An 11,949-nucleotide genomic window follows, 5' to 3' on the forward strand; every position below is an offset into this window, starting at 1 on the left:
TCATAACAAATTAGATGAAGGCTACTTCTCGGCTTGAGTTTTTAGACTTTTTAAGGTTCATAGCGGCTTTTTCTGTAATGCTGCAACATACGCTGGAAGCTAAATCTGCCGCATTTGCAGACTTCTGCACAAACTATTTTCAATTTGGGGTATTTGGGGTTACTCTCTTCTTTATTACCAGTGGCTTCATCATCCCAGTATCTTTAGAGAGGAACAATTCCTTAAAAGCGTTTTGGGTAAGCAGGGTTTTCCGGTTGTTCCCGCTTTACCTTACCAGCATTTTTGTTACCATACTTTTCATTTACTTCGGCTGGATAGAAGGTTCTCTCCCCTCCTTGACCGCGATTGTCGCTAACATCCTCATGGTGGCTAAGTTTACCGGCCAACCCATGCTGCAGGGGCTCTACTGGACTCTGAACCTGGAAATGCTTTTCTACCTGATGGTTACCGGTTTATTTGTAGTAAAGCTTCTTAAGAAAAGTGTTCTGTTAGCGGTTCTGGCCCTTCTTGGCGCACTATTTATTGGAGTAGTGGGCACTCAGGTTCTGAACTTATTTGGGAGCGGCTGGGGCCTCTGCTTTCAACTGGCTACCATGTTTGTAGGCACTGTGTACTACCGGTACATGACCAACGCACTTTCAGCCAAAGCATGGATTTCTGTCATCGTTTTGGCCATAGCAGTACTTTTCTCCATCACTTACTTTAACCTATATGGCAAAGGTTTACCAGCCGAACTGGGCACCAGAAGCTTTTGGCCAGTAACAAACGCCTTCTTTGGGGCCTACGCTCTGTTTTCCGTTTGCTTTATATTCCGTACCGTTTCCTTTCCCAGCTTCTTTCTTTTCCTAGGGCAAATCAGTTATTCCATCTACCTGGTGCAGGCAACGGTTCTGGCTTTTACCCTGCCACACTTTGACAATGTTGTTTTGTCTACCCTCATCAGTATAGGAGGCACCATCCTGATCTCGTATTTCACCTACCACTTTATAGAAAAGCCTTCTGTCTACTTCGGGAAGCAGTTGCTGAAAAAGAAGAGTTTAGTGCCCGTTGCCTGATCTCTCCATCAAGTATTTTAGGTCTGATTCCAGGTTTTCAGCCCGAAAACCGACCTTCCAAAATATTACTCCAATCCGGTAAAATGCTGTACTTTTGGCGCCGTAACAGAAAAAACGCCGGGTAGTATCTTCTGGGGTGTATTCCGCGTTTAGCTTGAAAGAACTTAAAGAAAGGAGACGTTATGTTTGACATGTTCGGGATGATGAACAAAGTGAAGGAGATGCAGGCCAAAATGAAAGAGGCCCAGGATAACCTTAAACATATCACGGTATCAGCAGAGGCCGGCGGCGGCATGGTGAAGGCTACGGCCAGCGGCGACCGCAAACTGCTGAAAGTGGAATTTGACGAGTCTCTCATGAACCCCGCCGACAAAGAAATGCTGGCAGACCTGGTGGTGGCCGCGGTGAACAAGGCAATGGACGAAGCCGGCGAGCGCGCCAAAGAAGAAATCAAGAAACAAACCGAAGGCATGTTGCCCAACATTCCTGGCTTAGATCTCAGCAACTTTGGCTTATAATTCCCCTACTGTGGCGGTGGTCATCCTTAACTGGAACGGCCGCCGTTGGCTTGAGCAGTTTTTACCTTCCGTATTGCAACACAGCGGCGAGGCTGAATTGGTGGTGGCAGACAATGCCTCCACCGATGACTCTATTTCCTTTCTTCAACAGCAATACCCGCAAGTAAAGCTGATTCGGTTCCATGAGAACCTGGGGTTTTGCGAAGGGTACAACCAGGCGCTTCGGCAGGTGGAAGCCATCTATTACGTGCTGCTCAATTCTGATGTGGAAGTGACGCCGGGCTGGCTCAATCCTTTAGTGGACCTGCTGGAGAAGAACCCCTCTATTGCCGCTTGCCAGCCCAAAATAAAATCCTTTCACCAGCGCACCCATTTTGAGTATGCCGGGGCCGCCGGTGGTTTTCTGGATGCATACGGCTACCCCTTCTGCCGTGGTCGGCTTTTTGATACACTGGAAGAGGACAAAGGCCAGTACGATGATATTACCCCGGTTTTCTGGGCTACCGGTGCCTGCCTGTTTATCAGGGCAAGTGCTTACCACGAAGCAGGCGGACTGGAGCAGCGGTTCTTTGCGCACATGGAAGAAATAGACCTGTGTTGGCGCCTGCAGAACCTGAGTTACCAGATTTATTACAATGGCCACAGCACCGTGTACCATGTGGGCGGCGGTACGTTGCACAAATCAAACCCAAGAAAGACTTTTCTCAATTTTAGGAACGGGGCCGCGCTTCTTTATAAGAACTTAGCCGATGATGAGGTAAACAAGATTCTGTATACCCGCCTGGTGCTGGACGGAGTGGCAGCCACCCAGTTCTTTCTGAAAGGAGAATTAAAAGAAGTACAGGCTATCTGGAAAGCACACAGGAACTTCTTCGCTGATAAAAGCTACTGGAAAGAAAAAAGAAAAGAAAATCCGGTTAAAAAACGCACAGTTCAGCTTACCGGCTGGAGTCAGCAAAGCGTTGTCTGGCAGTATTTTGTGAAAGGGAAGAAAGAATTTCCGGCCCTAAACATCCCAAACGGTACTGCGCTCCCGGCGTAAGTGTTTTCTAACGTTTAGCCAGAAAGCCATAATCAGGTACACCAATACCGGCGACCCAAACGTTAGAAAGGACAGGTAAATAAAATACAGGCGGATGCTGCTGGTCGCAAAACCTAACTTTTCCCCAATACTGGTACATACCCCAAAGGCCTGGCTTTCCAGGAAACGCTGTATATGCTTCATGTTTTGAAAAGTTAAACCCCTTAGATCAATAAAATTACAAAATCTGCCGTAACTTTCCCATTAGAATGGTTCTAATCTGAGTGTGGTAACGTAGTTATACGTTTGTTGTTGTTATTTGATATGCCCAAAATTTTTCCGCGTTTTCCTTCAGTACTCTCTTTTCTTACGGTTTTAATTATATTTTCTGGCTGTGCCCTCTCCAGAATGGCCAAGAAAGCCGAAAAAGGCCAGGTCATTACTGCTCAGCCCAGTGTATTGATGGTGCGCGGAAACCAGGTGCCCGTGGAAGTACAGGCGCAATTACCCAAAAACCTGCTCAGAGATGAATTTCGGTACGGGATCAGAATCTACTACAAAGCGGAAAAAGGGGTTGAGGAACACGTAGGCTCCCTGGGCTTTGATTTCGGGAACTACAACTTCGTGGAAGGCAAGCCTACCATGCAGAGCTCCTTCACCTTTCCGTACACGCCGTCTAAAATCAGAGGCCAACTCATGGCCCAGGGAGTTGTCTCAGATAAAAAAGGCCGGAAAAAGTACACCAAAGCCAAAGAACTGGCCCAGGGAATCCTGACTACGCCGCACCTGATCCAAACCATCCATGCGCCGGCTTACGCGCCAGAAGTGTTCAAGAACGAAGCCCCGGGTCCGCTGCATTTCCCAATCTATTTTGACCAGGGACTGGCCACCCTTCGGCACGGCTACGGCACTAACCTGAAAATGCTGGAAGAGTTTATCCTCTCTAACCAGAAGACAAAGAAAATAGAGATCCTGGCCACCCATTCACCAGACCCAACCGAAACCAACGCCCGCAACCTATCCGCGAGAAGAGCGGTAGCGGTGGAGCGGTTCATCAAGCAGAAAATGGAGGCTGAGGCGTACAACAACAGCGTTTCCTCCATCAAGTTTGATCTGCAGACGCTCCAGAAAAACTGGAACGCTTTCCTGGGAAGAATTCAGAACTCAGCCCTGCCCGAAGAGCAGGTGCAGGAAATCCTGGACATCGTGAACGGCAAAGGCTCATTCGCGGAGAAAGAGGAAAAACTACAGGCGCTGCCTGCTTATGAATACATTGAGATGTACGTGTACCCGGTGTTGCGCTACGCCGAAGTGACCATTCAATACCAACCCAACCTGCGCCGCGATTACGAGATATACCTGCTGGCTAAGAAAATTGTAGAGAACCGCGCCAATGCTGATGCCCTCACCGCCGAGGAGATGCAGTACGCTGCCAACCTCACGCCCCTGCTCGCCGAGAAGCGCCGCATTTACGAATCGGCGGTGGAGACGTACATGAACTGGCAGTCTTTGAACAACCTGGGCATGGTGTACTTTGACCAAGCGCAAAAGGAACTGAAACCAAAAGTAAAGCAGAACCTGCTGGAGAATGCCATCCTGAACTTACGCTACGCCGCCCACCGCAAACCCAATGCCCAGCAGTTCTACAACCTGGCCGTGGCGCACCACCAGCACGGCGATGCCTTGGAGGCCCTGCAAAGCTATGATTACGCCATCCGGTTGGGGGGTCCGCTTCCGGTGCTGCAGCAGGTGTTCACAGACAAAGCCGCATTGGAACTGAGCGTAGGCCAGTACGACGATGCCGTTATTAGCTTAACGTATGCCGGCAACAGCTACGCCGCCCAATTCAACAAAACACTGCTGTACTTCCTGAAAGAAAACTACGAAGGCGCCGAGGCCCTGGGGAAAAAACTGCTGGAGGAATATCCGCAGGATGCCAACACGCACTACCTCATGGCTGTGATTGGGGCCCGCAGCCAGAAAGAAGCCCTTATGGCCGAGCACTTAAAGCAAGCCATCAAAGCCAAACCAGACCTGGCCGGCAAAGCCATTGACGACCTGGAATTCAAGCAGTACCATAAAACCGAGTCCTTCGCCAACGCCATGAAACCCTGAGTATTGGTTTCGGGGCTGTTTTCTCTAAATCAGCCTGAAAACGAAACAAGGGCTTAGATACGGCAGAAGCGTTTTTTTATTTGTGCCGCATGTCTTAATTTTACCCCTAAGATAGACGTAGAAAATTCTTACTATGCGAACCATACAATTCAGAGAGGCATTGCGTGAGGCAATGAGCGAAGAAATGCGCCGCGACCCAAAGGTGTTCCTGATGGGCGAGGAAGTTGCCGAATACAACGGTGCCTACAAAGTGAGCCAGGGCATGCTGGACGAATTTGGACCTGAGCGCGTGATTGACACTCCTATTGCTGAGCTGGGCTTTGCCGGTATTGGCGTGGGTGCGGCCATGAACGGTCTTCGTCCTATTATTGAGTTCATGACGTTCAACTTCTCCCTGGTAGCCATTGACCAGGTGATCAACTCTGCCGCCAAGATGATGTCCATGTCTGGTGGTCAGTATTCTTGCCCAATGGTGTTCAGAGGCCCAACTGGTAACGCGGGTATGCTGTCTTCTCAGCACTCTCAGAACTTTGAGAACTGGTATGCCAACACCCCTGGTTTGAAAGTAGTGGTACCTTCTAACCCATATGACGCCAAAGGCCTGCTGAAATCTGCCATCCGCGATAACGATCCCGTGATCTTCATGGAGTCTGAGCTGATGTACGGTGACAAGGGCGAAGTTCCAGAGGAAGAATACCTCATTCCGATCGGCGTAGCCGATACCAAGCGCCAAGGAAAAGACGTAACCATCGTTTCTTTCGGGAAAATGGTGAAACTGGCCTTGCAAGCTGCTGAGGAACTGGCCAAAGACGGCGTAGAAGCCGAGGTGATTGATTTGCGCTCTGTTCGTCCTATCGACTACAATGCCATTATTGAGTCTGTGAAGCGTACCAACCGCCTGGTAGTAGTGGAAGAAGCGTGGCCGTTGGCTTCTATTTCTTCTGAGATCGCTTTCCACGTGCAGCACCAAGCCTTCGATTACCTGGATGCTCCGGTGAAACGCGTGACCAGCCGCGACGTTCCGCTTCCTTACGCACCTACCTTGATTGAGGCCTCTTTGCCAAACGTGAAGCGCATCATCCAGGCCGTGAAAGAAGTTACTTACGCCAAAGCGTAATTCTTTGCACAATAAATAACAAGAGCCGACCTTTATAGAAATGGTCGGCTCTTGCTTTTCAGGCATTTTGCACCTGATTTTATAAAAAGATCCCTTAAACAGGAATGATCCAGAAAATTGTAAAGGCGAAACTTTTGGCAGCCGCTCTCTTCCTGGGAGCTTTTACCGCCTGCACAGAAACTTCCCAACTGGAAGAAATAGAGTTGCCGGTGCCCATTGAAGAAACGGCCGGTTTCCCCAGGGTTCCGGTAAACCAAGACACCACCCTCACGCTGCGGGTCCTCTACAGACCAGATAATGGTTGTGGCCGCTTCTCCCGCGCCGATTCTACTGCTGCGCCCTTGCAGACTCACCTCCGGCTATTTGCTGCCTATCCCGTGGAAGACCAACAGGCCGTCTGCACTGATATCTCTAAACTGGTCACTTTTACGTTTCGGTTTAAAGCCACCACTGTTGGCGTACACAAATTCCGGTTCTGGCAGGCAGACAACACCTATCTGGTAGATTCTGTGGTAGTACAAGAGAGGAAAAAGTAACACCTTTATTTGTGCATAAAAGCGGAAGGCCGTTTTGGGGATGATTTCTGAAAAACATCCCCAAAACGGCCTTCCGCTTTATTTTTGGTGCCTTTTTACGCCAGCGTTAAACGGGCAATGAAGTGATCGTCTTCTTCCTGCAGCAGCAGTTCGGCTTTGAAGCCTGCTTCCTCAGCGTACTGCTGCAGTAAATCAAAACTGATGAAAAGCCAGGGAAAAGGCGCGCTCCTCTCCTCCTCAAACTCCATCATATAGGTCAGTTCCCCGTAATACGGGCCATTCAGGTCAATCAGCACCGAGCCGTCTTCGTCTTCGTACAGGTACAGAATATCAGAAGACTCCAAAAGGATTTGCCCGCCCGGAGCCAGCCATTTGCTGCAGGTTTCCAGGAAAGCCGGCAAACCCTCCAACGTTCCAGCCAAGCCAATGCCATTCATCAACAGCAGCAGCGTATCATGCGAACTAGGTTCCAGAGTGAAAAAATCGCCCTGCAGAACCTGCTTTACGCCGCGGGCCTTTTGCACCTCACACGCTCTCTGGGAGATTTCAAGGGCAGTTACCGCCAATCCTTTTTCCTGCAGAGCCAACGCGTGCGAACCAGCCCCAGCCCCAATGTCCAGCACCCTGCCTTTGGCTTCGGATAAGGCAAATTGCTCACGTTGGGGCATCTCCTCCAAAGTCCGGAAAAGGTACGCCACGGGCAGTTCATCGGCTTCCATCTGGTCTGAGTACACGGTAATAGTAGCCTCTTTGTCTCCTTCCCAGTAAGCTTTGATGCCTGCGCCCATTGGGTCTGGCTGCGGTTTGTCCATATAGTTTATTTTATACGCCAAAGGTACACAATCTCCGGCGTTCTAAAATCTATCACATAAACCATTAACGGTTATCGGGTTTTATCAGAAATAGCAATCTAACGAGCGTTCTTCTCCATTCATCGAAAAGAAAGCGGTGCTGGATATAAATTATTGAACTTCAACCTGGAATCACCTATTTCCTCTGCATCAGACGTGGGATAAGGCTGGCTCTTATCCTTCACCTCTTACCCAACGCCGAGCAATGGAAGAACTCCCCCACCCTGCTGCCGAAGCCCTCCGGATCGACTGTCTGGACTCTTACCAGATCATGGACTCTCCCTCGGAAGAAGCCTTTGACAGCCTGGTCCAGTTAACAGCCTCGGTATTCAAGGTGCCTTTTGCGGCGCTCTCCTTTCTGCATACAGAACGGCTGTGGATTAAGGCGAGTTTTGGCTTGGAAATAGAGGAAATGGAAAGAAACACCTCCTTTTGCCACCAGACAATTCAGGGAGATGAGGTTTGTGTTTTTCCAGATACCCATTTATCTCCTTTATTTTCGCAGCATCCGGCAGTGGCGGGAGAAAACGGAATACGATTTTACGCCGGAGCCCCCCTGATCACCAAAACCGGATTCAGGTTGGGCACTCTCTGCATCATGGATACGCAGCCAAGATCGCTTTCACCGGAAGAAAAGGAAATGCTCAGAACGCTCGCCAACCAGGTTATGCCCCGACTAGATCTGCAACTGAGAGAGCAGGAACTGGAAAAGAAAACGCTGAGTGCCATGGCTTTTTCTAAAAAACTAGATAGCTACCGGGCCGAGTTGGACCAGATTGCCTACGCCGTTTCCCATGAACTGAAATCTCCCTTGAGGGCCATCAACAACCTGGCTGAATGGGTTTCTGAGGAACTTGAAGACAGTTCTTCAAAGGAAACCAAAAAGAAACTCTCTTTAATGCGCGGACGGGTACACCGGTTAGAAAACCTGTTCAATGGTCTGCTGGAGTTGTCCAACATCAGCAAAATCAAGCCCAAGTTAGAACAGGTAGACACTTACCAGATGGTCACCAAATTAATAGCCTACCTACAGCAATCTCATTCATTTTCGTATAAACTGGCAGAAAACCTGCCTACCGTTGAAGCCGAGCGAAAGCCCTTGGAAACTGTGTTCTGGCACTTGCTCAAAAATGCGGCACAGCATAACCCAACTCCAGGGTTACACATTGAAATAGGAACAATACTCCATACCTCAGACCAACTCGTTTTCTATGTCAAAGACAATGGGAAAGGAATAGCCGCCAGCCATCATTCCCGCATCTTTGAACTATTCAAGACCGTTCCCGGACCAGACAAGCAGGTACACACCGGGATTGGCCTTTCCCTGGTGAGCAAAATAGTGCAAGAGCGAGAAGCCAAGGTGTGGGTAGAATCTAAGGAACCAGGGGGAAGTACCTTTTACTTTACCTGGCCTGCCGGAAAAAACACGGTTTAAACATCTGATAAAAGCCGCAAGCTTTATCTTTGGAATATCATTGCCACCCGTAACCTCGTTTTGTTGAGGTAATCTATCTATGAAACTGATTTCTGCCATCTACACAGCCATTGGGTTAATACTGGCAATGTTCTGCATTGTGACCCTGGGGTACATTAACCAAACCCGTAAGGTGAAGAACAGTGTAGAAGAAGTGCTCTATACGTCTAATATCATCAGGGAAGGGGAAAGAGCCCAGAAACTGATCCTGGACATGGAAACGGGCCTACGGGGTTTCCTGCTAACGGGCCAAAGGGCGTTTCTGGAGCCTTACCATGAAGGGCAGGCAGAATTCACCCAGAGCATTGAACGCCTGGATTCCCTTACCGAGGCCTACCCGGAGCAGAATAAATTGGTGCACCTCATCAAAGCCGATTCCAGATTATGGCTGGAGACCTTTGCCGATCCGCTTGTGAAAAGCAGGTCAAGAATACACATAAGCCCCAGGAACAGAGCCCTCTATGATTCTCTTTTCGCAAATACCGCCCAGCAAGGCGCCGGTAAGAGAATTATGGACCGCGCCAGAAACAGGTTTGACCTGATTAAACTAGAAGAAGAGCAGATCAAGGAAGGCAAAATAGAGGAATTGAATTTTTCCCTGGCCAGAACCAATGAGATTGCGGTGGGCCTGACCATTCTATCCATCCTGGCCGGTAGCTTCATGGCCTTTGTGGTGGGCAGAACCATTAAAAGAAGGTTCCGGCAAATGATCAACCTTGCCAACAACATTGCCAACGGGGATTACAGCGTGTCACTGGAAGATAACCGGAAAGACGAGATCAGCAGCCTGACCGAGTCCTTGAACGTGATGGCCGGCAAGTTGCAGTCCAGTTTCAATCACCTCACCAAGATGAACAAGGAGCTGGACCAGTTCGCCTACGTGGTTTCCCATGACCTGAAAGCACCTCTCAGGGCCATCAACAACCTTTCTGAATGGATTGCAGAGGACCTGAAAACCGATGACCCTGAGATCATCAAGAACTTCTCCATTCTGAGAGGCAGGGTGCTGCGCATGGAAAACCTGATCAACGGTATCCTGGCTTATTCACGGGTGGGTAGGCAGAATCTGCCGTTGAGTACCTTCTCGGTACAGGAGCTGCTGAAAGAGACGTTAGAAAACCTGGCCCCTCCTCCCACTTTTGAGATTGTTACCCCTAAGGAACTTCCCACCATTACCGGCGAACGAACCTTATTTTACCAGGTACTCTCAAACCTGTTGAGCAATGCCTTTAAGTACCACCACAAGCAGGAAGGTCGCATTGAAATAAGGGCTAAAGAGTTACCAGATTTTTACCAGTTTGAAGTGAAAGACGATGGCCCGGGTATTCCCAAAGAATTCCAGGCTAAGGTGTTTGGCATATTCCAAACCATGGAAGCGCGTGATGTTAAGGAAAGCACCGGGGTTGGTCTCTCCATCGTGAAGAAGATTGTGGAAGAAAAAGGCGGTAAAATCTGGATTGAATCAGAAAAAGGGCAAGGCAGCACCTTCCTGTTTACCTGGCCCAAGAAGAAAGAAGCCCCCACCAGTTCAATTTCCATGGCATCATGAAACACCAAGAACAGACCTGTCAAGAGCAGCTGGAAGCACTCAAAAAAGAATATGAGGAGTTTGTGTACATTGTTTCCCATGACTTAAAAGCTCCTTTGCGGGCTATCAGTAATCTCTCAGGATGGATCAAAGAAGATGTAGGCGACAACCTGGACCCAGACATCCAGCACAACATTCACCTGCTCCAGAACCGGGCCGAGCGGATGGAACGCATGATCAATGGCTTGCTTCAATTTTCCAGAGTGTCCCGGTATGATCTGGAGGTAAGAGAAGTAAACGTGCAGGACCTGATCCAAGAACTGACCGCGCCACTGGAACAAAGCAACGGGTTAGAAGTCAGAACCCAGAATTTACCGGTGCTTACCACTTACCCAAAGAAACTGGAAGCCGTTTTTTACCAGTTATTGCAAAATGCCGTTAAATTCAATAATGAGGAGAAGCCGCAAGTCTGGATAGAAGCGCAGGAGTTGGAAAGTACTTTTCGGTTCACGGTCAAAGACAACGGTGTCGGGATTTCACCCGATGCCCATGAAAAGATCTTCAGGATCTTCTATTCAGTAAAATCCAAGGATCAGCAGGAAGATGTGGGGGTTGGTTTATCTTTGGTCCGCAGAATCATTCAGTTTGTGGGTGGAGAAATCAGCGTAGATTCAGAAGTAGGACAAGGCTCTACGTTCACGTTTACCTGGCCCAAAACAGTTTAGCACGGCCTGGACGTTCTTTTGTCAGAACTTGATTGTATCATTTAAAAGGAGTTAGACTAGGCAAGAGATTTGTTCAGCTTAGCGTCTAACCAGTCACATAGCAACATGGAAGAAAAAGAAGTAAATATTCTCCTGGTAGAAGACGACGAGGTAGATATCATGAATGTGCAGCGGGCGTTCAAGAAAAACAACATCAACAACCCGCTGCACATTGCCAACAACGGCCTGGAAGCGCTGGAAATGCTGCGCTCTGGTTGTATTCCTATGCCCCCCATCATTATCCTGGACATAAACATGCCCAAGATGAACGGCATAGAGTTCCTGCAGGAGTTAAGGAAAGACCCAGACCTCAACCGCATCAGTGTGTTTGTGATGACCACCTCCAACGAAGACTCTGACAAGATCAATGCCTACAACCTCAATGTGGCCGGGTATATCCTTAAGCCTCTTTCCTTTGAGAAGTTCCTCTCGGCGGTGGCTACCCTAAACCGGTACTGGAAATTATGTGAAAGACCTTAAGAATACGGGAAAATTTGTATTTTTAACTCCCCCTCCTGAATCCACTCAACTTATACAGTTTTGAAAAGTAAGCAAGCCCACATCTTGTTAGTGGTAGATAATCCACAGGATGTAGACACCACTAAACGTGCGTTTCAGGCACAGGGAATAGAGAATCCTATTCACGTGGCTCACACCGGGAAAGTAGCTTTGGAGATGTTACAGGGAAAAGGAAGGCCAGCCCTCAATCCTACCCCGCAGATCATACTACTTGACCTGGATTTGCCCGAGATGGGAGGCATTGAGTTCCTGAAAGCTCTTAGGCAAGACCCTCACCTAAAAGCCTGTAGTGTGTTTGTCATGACCCGGCAAAACACCCAGAAAGATATTCTGGAGGCGTATAATTTAAATGTGGCAGGCTACATCATAAAGCCTATCAACTTTGACTCCTTTCTGGAAATTGTGGCAACGCTCAACTCTTTCTGGAACCTAATTGAATTACCAAATTAAC

The 11,949-nt window shown here is 48.8% G+C and carries 13 protein-coding genes; 11 read left to right on the top strand and 2 right to left on the bottom strand.

Translation table 11 applies throughout. From position 1 onward, the window contains the following. Positions 1 to 14: 14 nt before the first annotated feature. From JT719_RS03780 to JT719_RS03790, 3 genes are all read left to right on the top strand, one after another. Positions 15 to 1,055, top strand: a complete 1,041-nt coding sequence (locus tag JT719_RS03780) for an acyltransferase family protein (RefSeq protein ID WP_207431169.1) — start codon at positions 15 to 17, stop codon at positions 1,053 to 1,055. 182 nt (positions 1,056 to 1,237) lie between these two features. Further along, positions 1,238 to 1,573: a YbaB/EbfC family nucleoid-associated protein gene (locus JT719_RS03785; protein WP_207431170.1), complete on the top strand. Its 336-nt coding sequence runs from the start codon at positions 1,238 to 1,240 to the stop codon at positions 1,571 to 1,573. Beyond that, entirely contained in the window at positions 1,563 to 2,615 is a 1,053-nt protein-coding gene (locus tag JT719_RS03790) for a glycosyltransferase family 2 protein (RefSeq protein WP_242693069.1), read from the top strand. Before JT719_RS03785 ends, JT719_RS03790 begins: the two co-directional genes overlap by 11 nt. Here JT719_RS03790 and JT719_RS03795 read toward each other — a convergent pair. Further along, a complete protein-coding gene (locus JT719_RS03795; RefSeq protein WP_207431171.1) occupies positions 2,580 to 2,798 on the bottom strand; it encodes a PspC domain-containing protein in 219 nt (72 codons plus the stop codon). The two genes, JT719_RS03790 and JT719_RS03795, sit on opposite strands and share 36 nt — an antisense overlap. Before the next feature lie 204 nt (positions 2,799 to 3,002). Here JT719_RS03795 and JT719_RS03800 point away from each other — a divergent pair, with 204 nt between their 5' ends. The 3 genes from JT719_RS03800 (at position 3,003) to JT719_RS03810 (ending at position 6,362) form a co-directional block, all read left to right on the top strand. Beyond that, on the top strand, positions 3,003 to 4,709 hold the full coding sequence (locus tag JT719_RS03800; RefSeq protein WP_207431172.1) for a hypothetical protein: 1,707 nt from the start codon (positions 3,003 to 3,005) through the stop codon (positions 4,707 to 4,709). A 133-nt stretch (positions 4,710 to 4,842) separates the two neighbouring features. Further along, on the top strand, positions 4,843 to 5,826 hold the full coding sequence (locus JT719_RS03805; RefSeq protein WP_207431173.1) for a pyruvate dehydrogenase complex E1 component subunit beta: 984 nt from the start codon (positions 4,843 to 4,845) through the stop codon (positions 5,824 to 5,826). Positions 5,827 to 5,930: 104 nt separating this feature from the next. Continuing rightward, entirely contained in the window at positions 5,931 to 6,362 is a 432-nt protein-coding gene (locus tag JT719_RS03810) for a hypothetical protein (protein WP_207431174.1), read from the top strand. Positions 6,363 to 6,457: 95 nt separating this feature from the next. Here the strand turns inward: JT719_RS03810 and JT719_RS03815 are convergent, their stop codons facing one another. Continuing rightward, complete coding sequence (locus JT719_RS03815) at positions 6,458 to 7,174, bottom strand: class I SAM-dependent methyltransferase (RefSeq protein ID WP_207431175.1); 717 nt, start codon at positions 7,172 to 7,174, stop codon at positions 6,458 to 6,460. Between the two features lie 244 nt (positions 7,175 to 7,418). On the opposite strand from JT719_RS03815, the gene JT719_RS03820 reads away from it, so the two are divergent. The 5 genes from JT719_RS03820 to JT719_RS03840 all read left to right on the top strand — a co-directional run bounded on the left by JT719_RS03820 (position 7,419) and on the right by JT719_RS03840 (position 11,948). Continuing rightward, positions 7,419 to 8,648, top strand: coding sequence for a sensor histidine kinase (locus tag JT719_RS03820; RefSeq protein WP_207431176.1), 1,230 nt, complete (start codon positions 7,419 to 7,421; stop codon positions 8,646 to 8,648). Positions 8,649 to 8,727: 79 nt separating this feature from the next. Continuing rightward, complete coding sequence (locus JT719_RS03825) at positions 8,728 to 10,236, top strand: sensor histidine kinase (protein ID WP_207431177.1); 1,509 nt, start codon at positions 8,728 to 8,730, stop codon at positions 10,234 to 10,236. Next, the gene (locus JT719_RS03830; RefSeq protein ID WP_207431178.1) at positions 10,233 to 10,940 is read left to right on the top strand and encodes a sensor histidine kinase; all 708 of its coding nucleotides are present in this window, start codon (positions 10,233 to 10,235) and stop codon (positions 10,938 to 10,940) included. The genes JT719_RS03825 and JT719_RS03830 overlap by 4 nt, the downstream gene beginning before the upstream one ends. Before the next feature lie 105 nt (positions 10,941 to 11,045). Then, entirely contained in the window at positions 11,046 to 11,459 is a 414-nt protein-coding gene (locus tag JT719_RS03835; protein WP_207431179.1) for a response regulator, read from the top strand. 60 nt (positions 11,460 to 11,519) lie between these two features. Beyond that, the gene (locus JT719_RS03840; RefSeq protein WP_207431180.1) at positions 11,520 to 11,948 is read left to right on the top strand and encodes a response regulator; all 429 of its coding nucleotides are present in this window, start codon (positions 11,520 to 11,522) and stop codon (positions 11,946 to 11,948) included. The last annotated feature ends 1 nt before the right edge of the window (position 11,949 follow it).

It is taken from the genome of Sabulibacter ruber (genome assembly GCF_017355955.1).
Taxonomy (GTDB): domain Bacteria; phylum Bacteroidota; class Bacteroidia; order Cytophagales; family Hymenobacteraceae; genus Nibribacter; species Nibribacter ruber_A.